Raw genomic sequence first — 15463 nt, forward strand, 5'->3', positions numbered from 1 at the left:
CCCACCGACACGCCCGTCACGGCCATCGCCCGCACCGTGGAAATCAACCTGCGGCACTTGCTGGACGAAGAAACCGTGCTCGCTCCGCTGCCCGCCGAGGCGTTTTATTTGATGTAACCCCCCGATCAGGGGGTGGCCCACGCCGTTGTTTGCCTTTTACTAGTCAGACCGTGGCTGTTGCAGAACTCGGGTTAGGCGGTTGACTTTCTGGTTGGCGGCTGGGCGCGTGCTCGAGTGGGCGCTTCGGAGCGCTAATTTCGCCGCCTGACGCGCCACTTGGCCGCCAGCAGCGGCTGAGGCAAGGCCACGGCCAGGCTTAGTCGACGGTTGGGCCGGTATTTCAATAGCTTTTTGAGGTTGTAGGCCACGGCGGTGAGCAGCATGGTTTTGTGGGCCCCGGCGTGGCCCCGGACGTTCATGCGCCGCAAGCCGTAGTGGTGAATGAGATGCCCGAACACGGGCTCGACCGTGCCCTGGCGGACCCGGCGTTTGCGTTGCCCGCGCCGGGTGTGCTGGCGCTCCCAAGCGCGGCGGTAGGCCGCGTCGTAAATGGTGCGGTTGATTTGCTTGCGCTTGGCCCGCGGGGCGCACGTGGGCTTGCGCGGGCACTGCTGGCAGGTACGGCACGGGGCCCAGTAAATCTTGTGCCAGCTGCCGTCTTGGTTGGCGTCGTATTTCTGAAAGGGCAGCGCCTGGCCTTCGGGGCAAGTAAAGGCGTCCGTTGCCGGGTCGTAGGTGAAGCCCGGCAACTCGGCTTTGTACTGGCCGAAGACGGGAATCCAGGCCGTGATGCGCTGGGCTTCGAGCAGGGCGTAATTCGGGCCGTTGGCGTAGCCGGCATCCGCCAGCAGCTCGCGCAGGGGCAGCTCGTTGGCGCGCAGCCGCCGCTGCAGGCCGGCCAGCAGCCGGGGCAAATGCAGGCTGTCGCGCTGGTCGGCGAAATCGGCTTGCACGTGGCTAATGACGCCGTGGGCCGTGTCCACGGCCAGGCTGCAGAGGTAGTTCAGGGCCCGGGCCTTGCCGGGCTTAATGGAGATGCGTGCGTCGGGGCCAGTCGGGCTGTAGTGCGTTTTGTTGCTGAGCAAGCGCGCCTGCTCGTGCCGCGCCCCCAGCGCGCCGGTCTGCGCGCCCTGCCGCCGGGCCTGGGACGTGGCCAGCTGGCGCAGCTGGTGGGCCGGCGCGCTCAGCACCGCCGCGGCGGGCACGGCCGGCGGGGGTCGTTGCGGCCCGCTAAATACGGTCCGATGGTGCCGGCGGGCTGCTTTTTCACCACCGCTTCCAGCGCGGCGTTGGCCTTAACGGGGGCTGAATCCACGGCTTGCGTATCGCCCGCGACCAGGCCATAGGCCACGCACTGGGCGAAGACGTGGTCGAACAGGCGCTCGAACACGGCGGCCGGAAACAGCTGGCGGGTGCGGCTCACGGTCGAGTGCCAGGGCAATTCCTCGTCCACCTCGTAGCCCAGAAAGAAGAGAATGTCTAGGCGCAAAGCGCAGTGCTCCACGAGCCGGCGGTCGCTGACCAGGTTTTCCAGCCGGCCCACGAGCACCAGCTTGAAGAAGACGACCGGGTCGAGCGAGGGCTGCCCGGTGTGGCTGTAGAGGGCGCGGGTCTCGTCGTAGAGAAACGTCCAGTCGACCAGCTCGGCCAGCCGCCGGTACAGGTTATGGGGCGGCACCCGCTCGGAAAGTCGAAAGCGGACCACCTCCTTGTCGAGGTATTGCTTCTTGCCTTGCATCTTCCCTCTACGAACTAGGGTTCTGCAACAGCCACGGTCGGAAGGTAAACGCAGCAATTCAGTTTGAGGAGCGTAAGGACTACTCCCTTCCCAGAAGGTGCTTGGGCTCGGCAGGGCTACTCGACAAACAGCGGCAAGTATTCAATTTGGCGGAAGCACTCCGGGTCGGGGACCTCAAATCCCAGGAGCAGGTAGAAGTCATAGCCAAACTCCAGGGCCCGGGTCCTGGTATCGTCCACGAGCCGGTACCACAATGCCTCGCGCAAGGCCAGTTGCACCAGGGCATCCAACGCAGCCACCGGGAAGGAGCGCACCCCGTGCTCCACTTGCCGGTACACGGCGGCCAGCGCCTCGTCAAGTTCCCCCGCCCAGTGGACTTCCACCGACTCGAGCGCAACCTGCACCGAGCCTGCGAAAAAGAGCCGCGCCGCCTGCACGTACCGCCTTTCGACGGCCAAGTACTCGTCCAGGTGCAGGCGCCGGCCAGCAAATTCCTGGCCTATCCCGCTAAAACAGCACCACTCCTCGGGCAGGTAATGCCCCTGCTCGTTGCGAAACCGCGGGTTGTACTTGCTCACCCGTTTGTAAAACGAACTTTTGCCCATTGCTGCCCCAGTAGAGTTGGCCAAGCAGCAGCTTGGGCCCCTAGTCTCCAAAACTACCCCAGTTTACCCAAACGATCCAGCCAGGAGAAGGAGGCATTCGGGGGTGGGTGACGCGTTGCCGCCAGCGGGGTTGCTGCCCTCGGCCAGCCGCTACGGCTAAGCCGGGTACAATAGCCGCAACGTCAGGGCATCGGGTTGTCCCTGAAAGAACTTGTCCAACACCGCTTGAAAAATGGGCTGGTCGGGACACACCGCGTCGAAAAGGGTCATGCAGGAGCGCAGTTTCAGGTCGTCCGGGCGGCCGAATATGCGCGTCGCGTTGGCACCGGGCAGGGCCAGCAGCGTGGCGCAGAGCAGCACCAAGCGGCTGCCCAGCTGCGGGTGCTGGGCATAGGCCCGGGCTTCGGTGGCGTCGCGCAGGCCGTAGTAGTGCGCCGTGGCGCTGTGTCCGAGCCCCCGCAGCTGGGGGAACAGGTACCACATCCAATGGCTGTGCTTGTGGCCTTGCTGCAGTTCGGCCAGCGCCACGGGAAACGCCGTTTCCTGGGCGTCGAGAAAACGGTGCAACGAGGGCGCGTCAGTCATGGAGATACTTCGTGCTTGTAAGCTAGCACTCGTTTAAGAAAACGGTCCGAATAAGAGAAGGAGCCTTATGCCGCTACTCCATATTCACTCGCAGGTTTCCAATAAACCCCATGGCCGTTAGCTTCACCGCTCGCGCTTTCGCCTCCGTTATGTCGCGAAGGATGCGATTGGCAGGAGCCTTGAAAATAAACCGTTCAATCGGCCCTTCAGTGCTGTGGAGATAAGGCCGGGAGGTGTCGCTTTCAAACCGGAAGTGGTCTAGCCGGTAGCGGTACGCGCCGTCTTCCACCGCCACGGTGACCGTAAACCAGAGCTTGGCATAATAATCCAAGCCGCCGGATTGGGTGACGACGCCATTCATGCGGGTGCATTTCACTTCCCCTGTTGGCGGGTAGAAAACCATCGATTCCCGTTTTCCATTGATGTGTCGCCCTTTAACCAGTGAATGGCAGCCGCCAAGAGGGTGGCTTTGGAGCGGCCAGGCGCTGGAACAACTGCCGAAAAAGTAACCAGCTGGGTCCGTGAATCCACCACCAACGGCGTTGGCTCGGCCTTACGCGCCGACAGTCCCTGGCCAAGCATTACGCGGCAGGTGAAGTAAAAGCAGAAAAGTAGGAGACCACGGCCCATAGCTCAAGGTACAAGTGCAGAGGAGAGTTTAGGCAAACGGTGGTGGCTGTTGCAGAACTCTCAGCCAAGCCTCCTAATCGGGTTGTCTGTTGCACAACTGTCCGAGAATGCCACATTCTAAGCATTTTTAAGGTGCTTGGCACCCGTTCAGGCAGCTTTTCAGGGTGTTGGCTGAGTTCTGCAACAGCCACGGTGGTTTCGGTGCTTATCAGAGAAGAAAACGGGTCAAATACCGCAACAAACCGCGTTCATACCCCCTAATAAGCGAAGCATAAAGCGCTATAATGGGTGATGACGTCCAGGTGGGTGGTCCGATTAGCTGTATTTGAGCAGCGGGTGGGCGGGGGAATTCGCCCCCGCGATCGGGCGAATTCGCCCCGGTGAACGGGAGAATACACCCGAACTGGTGGGGGAATTCGCCCGGGTCTGGTGGGGGAATTCGCCCGCGGCGCGTAGCTTTACTTCCCTCCCCGCGTGGGCGCTTCCGCCCGGCGGAAGCGGCCGCATTCCCCGGGGGCGCATGCCATGCCCTACTTGAACGACCTGCGGCGAACGATCACGCTCAACTTCCAGCCCGCCGAATACGACGCCGTGGCGGAGCGGGCGCTCGCCGCCGGCTACCCCACCCCCGGGGCTTACGCCAAGGCCCGGGTGCTGAACCCGCCGGCCCTGACGACTCCCACGGCGGCTCCGGACCCCGCCGCCGCAACAGACGCGGCCAAGCTGGCGGCTCGACTGGCCGCGGCCGACGCGCAGGCCAAACAATGGAAAGCCCGCGCCGAGCAGGCCGAGCAGGCCTTGGCCACGACCCAGCAGGCGCTGGCCGCGGCCGAGTACGAAGTGGCCCACCCGAAAGAGCAGCTCACGGAAGCGCATCGCTATTACCTCGATCAGTTGCTGCGACCGCGTTAATCCCAAGCGCAGCGCTGCCCCATTCGCAAAACCCTCTTGAAAAAGGCGCCGAAATCACGGGTTTCGGCGCCTTTTTTTCCGAAAACTGGACGGTTCGAGAAAGAGTGAATTTTCGAAAGACCCTCCAATACACGGTCGTATTCTGGAGTTTTTTAAAGGTGACCAAACGGGCTGAAAACGCATGTTTTCCACACCATTTTTCCCCACCGTTTATTGGAGGACATTTCAAACATGAAAGTAGCCATCTATGCCCGCGTGTCTACGCGTGATAAAGGCCAAGATCCGGAACACCAACTGCACCAGCTGCGCACCTTTGCTGAGCAACACGGCACCCTCTACAAGGTGTTCACCGAAGAAATATCGGGGGGCAAGTCTGATCGAACGGAATTTAAGCAACTGCTATTAGAGGCCTACCAGAAGAAGTTCGACTTGGTGGTGTTCTGGCGACTTGACCGATTCAGCCGCGAAGGAGCACTGCCTACGCTCAGATACTTGAAGGAACTGCGCGACCACGGCGTGAACTATAAATCGTTCACTGAACCGTATCTCGACTCGCTGGGGCCGTTTGGCGACGTGATTGTATCGATGCTGGCCACCATCGCCGCGCAGGACCTGATTAAGGTCAGCGAAAACACCAAGGCAGCATTAGCAAAGAAGAAAGCGGCTGGTGTGAAGCTTGGTGCCCCGACCAAAGCACTGGCTGTCTTAACTCAAGTGAAGGCCTTAAAATTAGAGGGCAACTCAAATGGAGCTATTGCCCGCAAACTAGGCATATCACCGAGTACGGTAGCAAAGTATGTTAGTTCTCATCAGAGGTAGGTTGTCCGTTTCTACAGACAGAGCTTTGCTGTTCCAAAACCTTATGCCGGGCTAATGCCCGTAAAAGGTTTAGCAGCTAGTGCCTGCTCTATCCACTGCCCATATTGCTCAGCCGTTGGGCTGGCTTCAGAAAGCTCAATGGATAAGTCTTGGATTGTGATGGGTGCGGATAGTTCGAGCTGCTTAGTGCGGACTTCGCACCAGCCCCTAGCATTGGAATGGTGCACTGGAATCACGATGTTATAGGCCCCGTCATTAGCGGGTTCAATGGGTGCGCGAGAAGAAGAGAAAGCAATGCCGTCAAAGCCGGGGTGGGCGGCGGGACGGCCCGTGCGTGCACGCTGACGCTGGCTTTTTTTTACCCATTCCAAGAAGATTTGGGGCAGCACATATTCTTCGTGAAAGCCATCACGATCGTTAATCGGAACGCTGGTGGCCATTGTGAGCAGCCAGTTCACCAGGAAGTACATAAGCCGTCCGTCGTAAGTGGCATCTTTGCGCAGGTAACGTTCGCGTATCTCGGTTACCCGGTTGCGTAGGTCAAGCAGAACCAGCCGCTGGGTGGGGTCCATCACGGCCCGTAACTTGGCGGCGTACAGGGTAGGAGGCCAATTATCGGCTCTCAACTCGCGGTGGGCTAGTAGCACCGAGCTGGCCGCGTAGAGGCATGGGAAACCAGAAATACTGTAGCGTTGCGGCCGGACCAAAAAGCGCTTGTCGAAGGGGATATGGAACAGGTCCTTGGCCTCGGTAAGACGTTCGTCTGAGAAGCGAAGCCGGAAAAAAACTATTTCCGGCCTCATAATGAACGAAGCCAGGTACGAAGATGGCGAGAGCAACGCGGCGGTTTGATGATCGCCGGCAAAGTGTTTCTCAAATGCCTCATAGGCCGTACTGGGGCTACCACTATCTAAGTAAAGGCGCAAGCAGTGCACAAGCGCATTATGCAGGTGCTGGGCCGTATCGTGCACCATTCTGACGTGAGAAAGCTGCCCCATGTAACTGTTACGACCATCAATCACAATCTCATCCAGGCTAGCGAGTAGCTTCAGGTATTCTTGACCTTTATGAATGATGTAGTGGAAGTACGAGGGCTCCTGCGTATCTCGCCAGTTATGCGGCAGGTCTAGAATAGGATGCAACAGTAACTCGTCAATTGTCATGCGGTGTGAATAAAGCGAAGAAGGAATGGCAGAGAAAGCTTTTTGGTGGAGAACAAGCGGTTACTACTCCAAAGAACAATAAAAGCTGCAAACCCTCAAAGCACTATTAGCCCCACAAGTATCACCGCTGCTCGTCAGTGCTCATTTCTTTTCTGCCCCCATGACAGCTTATTAATGCGTGGTTGTCCGCCTTTTAGAATGGCATTACAACCAATTCAAAATGGGAATACTATTCTCTAAAAGAGACTATTAGGCAGGCGGCAAGAAGTTGTGTAGGTTTCGGGGATTTTTGAATTCTTCCTTCCCAAAAAACTACCAAATGAAAAGGTCACAGGGCTGCTTACTACGCTTCTGCTTCACAGGTGGTATCAAATCTTAACCATCCATGTGGAACGATAAAGAATCGGCCGTCGACTTTTTGGGCCATAGGCGAATTGCTCAAACAATTACAAGCCTTATTGATGAGCAGCACTTGCGGCCACTTACTATTGGCGTATATGGGGATTGGGGCGCTGGTAAATCCTCCGTCCTCTCTTTCATCGAGCAGCAGTTTGCGAAAGATTCGGATGTACTGGTTATCACCTTTAACAGTTGGCTGTTTCAGGGATACGAGGACACCAAATCGGCCTTGATGGAATCAGTAGTAACCGAACTGGTCCGAAATCAGCCCAATAATCAGAAGGCATTACGGCTGGCTAAGTCACTCTTAGACAAAATCAATTGGTTTAAGATTGCCAAGGTAGGCGCGGCCGGTATGATGTCATTGGCTGCGACAGCTGCCGCATCGCACATCGCGCCAGAAATGGCACCGATTGTGGCGGGCCACGGGGCCCTCTCCTTTTTGAGTGGTTTGTTTGCCCCTAAGCCTGAGAAAAAGGATGGCGATAAGGACAAGGAAAAAGAAATCAACTACGAAGATTTCATTCGAGATGAAGCGGGCGGAACTATGCCGGGGCAGTTCCAGCAGTTTCGGCAACAATTCCGGGAACTGATTCAAACTGCCTCGGTCAGCAAATTGGTCGTGCTCGTGGATGACCTGGACCGCTGCCTGCCGCAAACTGTAATTGAAATCTTGGAAGCGATTCGGCTCTTTCTCTTCGTAGAGGGTACAACTTTCGTACTCTCAGCTGATGAGCACCTGATTGAATACGCCGTGCGCAAACATTTTCCAGATTTGCCGGTCGACCGCACGGAGTACACCCGCAACTACTTAGAGAAACTGGTACAGATCCCCTTCCGACTGCCCTTACTCAACCGCCTGCAGAGTAGCAATTACATTAGTTTCCTGCTGTTACAACAGCATTTGCAAACCGAAACGGATACTCTGGAGCGAATCGTTGAGGCATTTGAAGCGTCAAAGAAAACGCCGTTTGACAATGTCGCCCTCGATAGTGCTCTAATTGAAGACACTTTGGGCAGCGGGGAAGTACCCAAATTACGGGCAACTCTGGCCATTGCGGGACAGCTGGGCAATGTGCTGGCCGACGGCTTAAAAGGCAACCCGCGCAACATCAAACGGTTTCTGAATACCCTCTTTCTGCGCCAGCGCGTTGCGCGGATCTCGGGCATCACGGACAGTGTAGAACTGTCGGTTTTGGCCAAGCTAATGATTCTGGAGCGCTTTCATGAGCCCTTGTATCAGGCGATCACAGAGCAAGCACTGAGCAACGAGCAGGGGCACTCTGTGTTAATCCTGGAAGCAGAAGCGAGGGCCAAGGAAGCGGAGGCGGAAGCCGGCGGAGGTGGAGGAAAAAAAGCTGATAAAAAGGCTACCAAAGGGGAAGAGGTAGACAAAGAATTGCTGGCATGGGCAAAGCTTAAGCCCTGGGTCGGCGAACTCGACCTGCGGCCCTACATTTTCATTTCCAGTGAGAAAACCATTGCATTTGGGTTTGAGCAAGAAATGCCCAAGCACGTCGCGGTCGTACTGGAGCAACTCATGGCCGGGGACCGGCTCCTGTTGGCGGCTGCTGTGCCGCAGTTGCCTGCGCTCAAACCAAACGAGGTCAAGCTGCTTGCTACTCGACTCCTGAGCGAGCTACGTGTCAATACGACCTGGACCAAGAGCCCACCAGCCTTAGATGGCTTGTTCAAACTGAACGAAGTTCACTCCGAAGAAGCTCGGGAGTTGGAGCTAGCAGCGACCCTGGAATCAATTTCCCCAGCGGAGATCAGACCGTGGGCTACGTTTAAGCTAGAGGAATTCACTACAGTGGGCGGGCGAGCAAAGGCCGCCGCCATCCGACAGCAGTGGTCCGCATCCCCGGATATCAAGCCAGGTGTCAAGCAACTGCTTCTCCGTCGTTCCAAATAAATTTCGCGTCTTACCTAATCTTACCCTTGGGAACTTCTGCACCTCGAAACGGTCCGCGGCCGACAACCCCGCTGCTGCCAAACTGGCCCGGCCTTCCGCCCTTGGCCCCGCTTCCGCCCGTACCACCGGTGCCGCCGCTGCCGCCACTACCACCAATACCCGACCCACTAAACCCGCCGCCAGTACCCATACCAGTAGTCCCTGTCCCCGCGCCGCCCGCGGTGCCCATCCCATCGCCGCCTCCGGCCAATCGCTACAACACGCCCCGGCAGGCAATGAAAGTCTACGCGCGTTCGGGCGGCACCGATAAAAGCAGCTTGCGCAAAGCGCTGCGCGAATACGTGAAAACGTCGGGCGGCGGCTCCAGAACGCTTGCCCGCCGCATGTACACTTCCGTGCAAGCAGTTGACCGGCTGGGCAACGTGCTGAATGATATTGTTCAGATTGGTACGCAGCCTACCCTGACAGCGCTGAACCTAGCCAGCTACGCCGGTGGCACCGTCCTCGATGTGCTCAGCGCGCTAGTGGATGCCGTGGCCCCAGCCAGTGGACAACTCGACGATGCCATGGCACGCCAGGCCTACGAATTGATGGTCGAACGCGTGGACGCGAACAGTAACATGAATATCGACAGTCTTAGCCCGGCGGACGTGCAGGAAATTCTGACGGTATACATCGAAGAAACTATTGTGTGTCGGGTTATCAATGACATCGGGGCGGCGCTGACTACCGAGCAGCATGACCCCGTGGTGTGCGCCAATATGATTGAGGACCTCTATCAGATAGTGAGTGGAGCCGTGCACAACGACATCTTATCAGGGCTATCCGGCACGAACTCCCAACTCCCACCCGATACAGGCCAGCGCATGGAAAATATATATCAGCTTGCCTTAGATGTACTTAGCGATGTGTAAAGTAGCCGTAATTTTTAAAGTGGGAGCTTCGGACCCGGGCCTAACTCCCACTGGGGCAACATTTGAGCGGGTGGATAGCTACGAGTTTGGGTCCCACGACTTAATTGGGCCAGGCGTTGGAATCGAGGCACTGACTCGCCAACTTCGGTCGCTACAGCTCCAGCCCAGTGAAGATGTCATGGACTTGCTAGTACTGGCCGCAGCAGTATTTACGGCCGATACGACCATCAGCCGCTTCCATTACAGCCAAGATTCGTGGACGCGCGAAATCTCTCTATTCGTGCCGGTCCAGCAGCCCGCTCTGTGGGACTCGCAGCGAATTCGCATCCAGAAAATTCTGCAGTTTCTGACAGGCGATTTTTGGACTCTAACCTTTCGGCCTCGGACGGATTCGGCCTTATTCCTGGCCCCAGGTACCACCTATACCAAATGGCACCCCGGTTTTGTGGCGCGTCCGACGGATGTATGCTTGTTCTCGGGAGGCCTCGACAGCTTTATTGGGGCGGTGGACTTGCTAAGCAACGGACGAGTACCGTTGTTGGTGGGCCATTACAAAAGCTCCGACGTAGCTCCTTTTCAAAAAAGCAGCTTTGAAGCTCTTCAACAACATTACTCCGCGACGCCTTTGAAGCGGCTAAAAGCCTACATTCGGGCCCCTAAAGATAAAACATTGGGCGTTCGCGGCGACGAAAAAACCGAACGGGGCCGCTCCTTTCTCTTCTTTGCGCTGGGCGTGATGTGTGCCCAGGCCCTTGGTCCGGCCGTGCCACTAATAGTCCCGGAAAATGGCATGATTAGCCTAAATCTGCCCTTGACGCTTAGCCGCCAGGGCGCTTATAGTACCAGAACTACGCATCCTTGGTACATCCAACAGATGAATGAGTTGCTGCGCGAGTTGGGTATTCCAAATCCCATTACCAATCCCTACCAATTCAAAACCAAGGGGGAAATGCTTGACCGCTGTGCCAACCGGACCCTCGCCGCCCAAGCGGGTACCATGTCATGCAGCCATCCGGCCACTCGGCGTTTCTCCGCCACTGGATATGGCAACCGGCATTGCGGCTATTGCGTGCCCTGCATTATACGTAGCGCGGCTTTTGGCAAAGCTGCGCTACTTGATACCTCACCGGACCGGGGTGGCATTACCGGCCCCGGTAAAAGGCTGAATGTGAAAAAGTCGGAAGGCGCCGATGTTATGGCCTTTAAGTTTATGCTGGAAATGCGGCGGCGGCGGCCTCATTATGTTACCGCAGCCATTCGGCTCACCGGCCCGCTACCCGACCAGGACGTGCCAGCTTATATTGCCATGTACAACCGGGGCCTTGATGAGATCGACGCTTTTGTTCAGCAAGTTAGCCTCGCTTAAATGTCTGCTTACGTTGATGCCCATTGCCACCTGGATTTGTTACCGGATATACACACCAACCCTTTCCAGGAAAATACTGGTAACATTAAGTCTCTGACAGTTACCAACGCGCCATACCTATTTGAGCCCAATCAGCGCTTATTTGCCGATTGTGAGCACATTCGGGTGGGGCTAGGTTTCCACCCAGAAGTGCTTGGCGACCCGCGACTGCTGTCCCAGCTAAATCCGCAGTTAGAACTGTTCGATGCGCAGTTTTCGGGGGCACGCTACATTGGGGAAGTAGGTCTGGATGGCTCATCTGTGTGGAAGGAGGCATGGCCTGTGCAGATGACCGTATTGAAACACATAGTGAAGCAGTGCGAACGGGAAGGCAATAAAATCCTTACGGTACACAGCCGCCAGGCAGTAGTCGAAGTGCTGACCCTGCTTGCTTCAAAGCGCATGATTGCGCAAAATAACCGGGTAATTCTTCACTGGTTTTCAGGGTCTGCACGGGAGTTGGAGTTGGCTATAGCTGCCGGGGTATACTTCTCCGTTAATCATCAGATGTTGCGTTCCGCCAAGGGAAAGCAACTGGTTTCCATGATGCCCCCAAACCGGGTGCTCACTGAAACGGATGCCCCCTTTACATTCGATGCGACCATTACTACTCGTGAGCAAAGCTTAGTCAATACCGTAAGTCAATTAGCCCTGATTTGGCACATGACGCATGAGGAAACCCGTTCCTTACTGTGGAGTAGCTTCAAGCAACTGCTTACTAATAACTAGTTGCCCCTCAAGTCGATTATTGTTCCATACTCGGAACTCCTTGATTTTATTGTCGTGCTCTACTAATCTTTTTACCTTAGCTTATCCCAAGAAGCAGAAAAGGAAAGCAGGCCGGAAGGTGAGAAGCAAGCAGCATAACGTGGTAATACTGACGTGCTTCTAAAGTCCTGCTATCCTTCAACTAAGGCAATTTCGGTGGGGGTGAGGTGGTAAAGCTGGTACACGAGTTGGTCGAGCTGGCGGTCGAGCTGGGCGAGGTGCTGGCGGCGCTGGGCCTGCTTCTGCTGGTGCTGGGTGAGGTGGGGCAGCCACTCCCCTTTTTCGTCAAGGGAGAGCGGCCGGCCGATGGCCTTTTTTAGGGCGGTGCTCCATGCTTTCCATTCCTGGGCGGGGGACAGCTTGCCGGTGAGGGGAAGGGTCAGGCCAAGCTCGGCGCGGAGGAGGGTGGCAAATTGAGCGTCGGCCGCATGTAGCTCGCAGTGTCCGGTGAGAAGTTGGTCAGCGAGGGTAATGAAGGGTTGTTGCTCTGTGGGAATGAGGTTCGGGACAGGAAACTCCAACAGCTGAGAGCGTTTGACTTTCGGGAATGTTTCCTTGTTGTCGGAATGGACGTTATCGAAATAAAACTTCAGCAGTTTAGACGATAGAAGAGCAAGCAGATACTTTAACGAATGGGTTCCTTTGTTAATTTGTGAAATTAGATAGGTGGTTTGGTCGGCGTAAAGGTGATTATCATCCAAGGAAGCGAACAAGTGCTTCTTGCCAGGTATTTGCCTGACTATGATTTTCTTCTGCTCAAAAGCATCAGGGCTTCTGAAAGCTTGGTTAGTATATAACTTTTCATTTTCGGCAGTATAATGCACGTACCCACTCGTGGTTTGAATAGAATAGCGGGCAATGTCTTTGCCTAAAACAAACGGCTTGAAACTATCTCCTGACTTATAATTGAAAACAAGCTCCTTACGGACTTTCATGCCGTTTCTGACAACAAAAGATGATTCCAGTTTCGGATGCTTTTCTAGTTTATGTGTTACTGCCTGCGAGTCATTGTTCGCCGTTTCGTTGATGATATACTTTGGTGCTTGAAAAGATTGTTGGTTGACCGCCTGAGTAAACTTTTGCGCTGTTTTACTGATAATGTGGTAATTGATTATTGAGTTTATAGGCCTGGTTTTGATAATATTAAAGACAACGGTCTTTACCTCTGCATCGTCAAAAACGCTTTCACTTGGGAAGGTCAGGTCACTAATATGTGTCTGAGTTAATAGGTATTCACGCAATTTCTTATCGTATTCATTAGTCAAAAAGACGGAAGGGGTAATGAAAGCAACTGCGCCGTTTTGACTGGTTAGGTCAAGTGCAAGCTCAATAAAAAGCTTATATAAATCGAGTTGATAGGAGGCTGTTTTATATCGGTTTGTGAGGAAAGTCTTTTCGGCTTCTGAGAACAATCCACGACTTCGCACATACGGCGGATTTCCTACTACCACATCAAACCCGCCATCAGTAAACACCTCGGGAAACTGCGTTAGCCAATCAAATGCCCGTTCCCCTGCCACGGCGGGGTCGGCGATTAGGGAATTGCCGCAGCGGATGCTGTGGTCGAGAGAGGTGAGGGGCCGGCCGGGGTTCGCGGTTTGGAGCCAGAGGCTGAGCCGGGTAATCTGGACGGATTCAGGGTTGAGATCGACGCCGTAGAGGTTGTGCTGGAGGATGTGGCGGTCGAGGTCGAACACTTCGAACTGGCCGGCTCGCAGCTCGGCCAATGCCGTGTTCACCACCTGCCCTTCGCGGAGCAAGTAGCCAAAGGCTTCATTGAGAAAGGCGCCGGAGCCGCAGGCGGGGTCGAGCACGCGGATGGCGCGCAGGCGCTGCCCGTAGGCTTCCCAAGCGGCAATGTGTTTCTGCACGCGGGTGCTGGGGGTGAGCAGGCCGCCCCCCACCTGCCGCACCCGAATGGTGGCGCGGTCGTCGTCGGTGAGGTCGGGCAGGTCGTCGAGGCCGGTTTCCTGGCGGCGCTCGCGCAGCCACCCGCCCACGGCCTGGCCCACGATGTAGCGGGTGATGTAGTCGGGGGTGTAGAAGATGCCGTCCTGCTTGCGCTTGCCCTGCTTGGCATCGGGCGGGGCCTGGCCCTGGAGGCGGGCGCGCTCGGCTTCGAGGTCCGCGAGGCTCTGCTCGAAGATGTGGCCGAGGATGTTGACGTTGAGTTCGGAGGCAAAGTCGTAGCGCTCGAGGCTGATGACCGGCTCGAGGGTGCGGTCTTTGATGGTGAGGGCGTCGAGGGCGGCGTCGGGCGCGAAGAGGCCGCCGTTGAAGCGGTTGATGTTAGCAGCAGGGTTGCCAAGGTCGATGCTCTGGAAGAGGCCACGCACGGTGCGGTATACCTTGTCGTCGGCGGGATCAAAGACGTTGGCCCGGACGGCGTCGAGCAGGCGCCGGAAGGTGAGGCGCGGGATAATGTTTTTGTCTTCGCAGAAGCAGACGAAGATGACGCGGTCGAGTAGCTTTTGGGTGTGCTGGAGCAGGTCGAGCGCGGGCACGGCGGGGTTTTTTGCTCGATGAGGTGGTCGAGCAGGTCGCGGCGGGCTTTGCGGTAGTCGCGGTAGAAGTCTTTGCTAATGCGGGCTTCCTGCTCCTGACGCTGGCGCAGGGCGTGGTCGAGGGGTGCGTCGGCCTGGGCCGGAGCGGGCAGCAGCTGGCCGGCGCCGAGCAGGGCAAAGAAGCGCTGCAATGCGGCGGGCTGGTCTGGCAGGGTGCGGAAGTCAAATACTTCGGCGCGGGTCTGGTCGTTGGCGGCGTAAAGACGCAGTTCGACGAAGTTGGACACGATGACCCACCGGCAGCTAGCACCCATCTTGGACGGGTAGCTGAAGGCTTGCTCCACGGGCGTTTCGGCGCGTCCCTTAGCGCCGAGCTTCTGCTTGGCGTCGAGCAAGGTGCGGGCGTCTTTGAGTTCAATGACGGCCCGCACGGGGCCGCCGAGGGCACCTTTGGGGTCGGCGGCAAACTCGCCGAGGGCGCCGTCGGGCTTGGTGCCATCGACGTTGGTTTTCTTTTCAAGCAGTAGCTGGCGGTACTCCGGCCGCTCACACTCGTAGCCCAGAGCCATGCCGAATACAAGGGTGAGGAACTCGGCCTGGAGGGACTCTTCCTTTTGGGAAGCGACGTAGCCAGAGGCAATGCTTTGCTGCCAGCGGCGGAGCTTTTCGACGCGGGCGGCGAAGTCGGGCAAGGCAGTGGCGGGGTGGTAGGTGGCGAGCGGGGCGGGTAGGGCGGCGGGGGCGAAAAGCGGAAGCATGCGGCGAATGTAGCGCCAGACAAGCGGCTTGGCTAATATTGCTTAGTCACTATTTACTAGTACCGCACAGGAAGCTTAGTAGCATGAGCGAGGTTCTGGCTTTCCTGGGCACTCTAAACAAAAAGCCCCGTTTGCGCATTTCAAAAGGAGCTTTTTTGGCAACAATTAAAACATCACGAAATCCACACCGGAGGCAACAATTAAAAACGGCCATTCACGATATCGTGAGTGGCCGTTTAACTTCTTTCGCTCGAAGAACCCGTTAAACAAAGGCGCCTTTGCCTTTTCGACGGTATTTCTGGTCATAAGCTGCCTGTCTGCAAGCCTTTGCCGGGCACCGCCGATGTG

The 15463-nt window shown here is 56.7% G+C and carries 15 protein-coding genes (1 of these 15 running past the window's edge); 8 read left to right on the forward strand and 7 right to left on the reverse strand.

Annotated features, from left to right (window positions below):
* Nucleotides 1-117, forward strand: partial view of a bestrophin family protein gene (locus tag ACP7AJ_RS06555; RefSeq protein WP_426059459.1) — the end only. Its footprint begins 729 nt before the window's first position; the window shows 117 of its 846 coding nt (coding positions 730-846); its start codon lies off the left edge, out of view; the stop codon is at nt 115-117.
* Between the two features lie 134 nt (nt 118-251).
* Here ACP7AJ_RS06555 and ACP7AJ_RS06560 read toward each other — a convergent pair whose 3' ends face one another.
* From ACP7AJ_RS06560 to ACP7AJ_RS06580, 5 genes are all read right to left on the reverse strand, one after another.
* Nucleotides 252-1205, reverse strand: a complete 954-nt coding sequence (locus tag ACP7AJ_RS06560; RefSeq protein WP_426059395.1) for a transposase — start codon at nt 1203-1205, stop codon at nt 252-254.
* Nucleotides 1184-1738 (reverse strand): transposase, encoded by a 555-nt coding sequence (locus ACP7AJ_RS06565; RefSeq protein ID WP_426059396.1) that lies wholly within the window; start codon nt 1736-1738, stop codon nt 1184-1186. The genes ACP7AJ_RS06560 and ACP7AJ_RS06565 overlap by 22 nt, the downstream gene beginning before the upstream one ends.
* Before the next feature lie 116 nt (nt 1739-1854).
* Nucleotides 1855-2343, reverse strand: coding sequence for a hypothetical protein (locus ACP7AJ_RS06570; protein ID WP_426059397.1), 489 nt, complete (start codon nt 2341-2343; stop codon nt 1855-1857).
* A gap of 156 nt (nt 2344-2499) precedes the next feature.
* The gene (locus tag ACP7AJ_RS06575; protein WP_426059398.1) at nt 2500-2928 is read right to left on the reverse strand and encodes a DUF1810 domain-containing protein; all 429 of its coding nucleotides are present in this window, start codon (nt 2926-2928) and stop codon (nt 2500-2502) included.
* A gap of 73 nt (nt 2929-3001) precedes the next feature.
* Nucleotides 3002-3304 carry a hypothetical protein gene (locus tag ACP7AJ_RS06580; RefSeq protein ID WP_426059399.1) on the reverse strand — a complete coding sequence of 101 codons (303 nt, stop codon included), beginning with the start codon at nt 3302-3304 and terminating at the stop codon, nt 3002-3004.
* Between the two features lie 779 nt (nt 3305-4083).
* Here ACP7AJ_RS06580 and ACP7AJ_RS06585 point away from each other — a divergent pair.
* Both ACP7AJ_RS06585 and ACP7AJ_RS06590 read left to right on the forward strand, forming a co-directional pair.
* Nucleotides 4084-4470 carry a hypothetical protein gene (locus tag ACP7AJ_RS06585; RefSeq protein ID WP_426059400.1) on the forward strand — a complete coding sequence of 129 codons (387 nt, stop codon included), beginning with the start codon at nt 4084-4086 and terminating at the stop codon, nt 4468-4470.
* 231 nt (nt 4471-4701) lie between these two features.
* A complete protein-coding gene (locus ACP7AJ_RS06590) occupies nt 4702-5289 on the forward strand; it encodes a recombinase family protein (protein ID WP_426059401.1) in 588 nt (195 codons plus the stop codon).
* Nucleotides 5290-5330: 41 nt separating this feature from the next.
* Here ACP7AJ_RS06590 and ACP7AJ_RS06595 read toward each other — a convergent pair whose 3' ends face one another.
* Nucleotides 5331-6452 (reverse strand): hypothetical protein, encoded by a 1122-nt coding sequence (locus tag ACP7AJ_RS06595; RefSeq protein ID WP_426059402.1) that lies wholly within the window; start codon nt 6450-6452, stop codon nt 5331-5333.
* 385 nt (nt 6453-6837) lie between these two features.
* Here ACP7AJ_RS06595 and qatA point away from each other — a divergent pair, with 385 nt between their 5' ends.
* From qatA to qatD, 4 genes are all read left to right on the forward strand, one after another.
* Nucleotides 6838-8766, forward strand: a complete 1929-nt coding sequence (qatA, locus tag ACP7AJ_RS06600; protein WP_426059403.1) for a Qat anti-phage system ATPase QatA — start codon at nt 6838-6840, stop codon at nt 8764-8766.
* A gap of 275 nt (nt 8767-9041) precedes the next feature.
* Nucleotides 9042-9680, forward strand: a complete 639-nt coding sequence (qatB, locus tag ACP7AJ_RS06605) for a Qat anti-phage system associated protein QatB (protein ID WP_426059404.1) — start codon at nt 9042-9044, stop codon at nt 9678-9680.
* Nucleotides 9673-11046, forward strand: a complete 1374-nt coding sequence (qatC, locus tag ACP7AJ_RS06610) for a Qat anti-phage system QueC-like protein QatC (protein WP_426059405.1) — start codon at nt 9673-9675, stop codon at nt 11044-11046. Before qatB ends, qatC begins: the two co-directional genes overlap by 8 nt.
* A complete protein-coding gene (gene qatD / locus ACP7AJ_RS06615) occupies nt 11047-11814 on the forward strand; it encodes a Qat anti-phage system TatD family nuclease QatD (RefSeq protein WP_426059406.1) in 768 nt (255 codons plus the stop codon).
* 170 nt (nt 11815-11984) lie between these two features.
* On the opposite strand, the gene ACP7AJ_RS06620 is transcribed toward qatD, so the two are convergent.
* Nucleotides 11985-14357: an Eco57I restriction-modification methylase domain-containing protein gene (locus tag ACP7AJ_RS06620; protein WP_426059407.1), complete on the reverse strand. Its 2373-nt coding sequence runs from the start codon at nt 14355-14357 to the stop codon at nt 11985-11987.
* Nucleotides 14358-14380: 23 nt separating this feature from the next.
* On the opposite strand from ACP7AJ_RS06620, the gene ACP7AJ_RS06625 reads away from it, so the two are divergent.
* Nucleotides 14381-14884: a hypothetical protein gene (locus ACP7AJ_RS06625; RefSeq protein ID WP_426059408.1), complete on the forward strand. Its 504-nt coding sequence runs from the start codon at nt 14381-14383 to the stop codon at nt 14882-14884.
* Nucleotides 14885-15463: the final 579 nt, after the last annotated feature.

Origin of the sequence: Hymenobacter sp. B1770 (assembly GCF_049896385.1) — a bacterium.
GTDB lineage: Bacteria > Bacteroidota > Bacteroidia > Cytophagales > Hymenobacteraceae > Hymenobacter.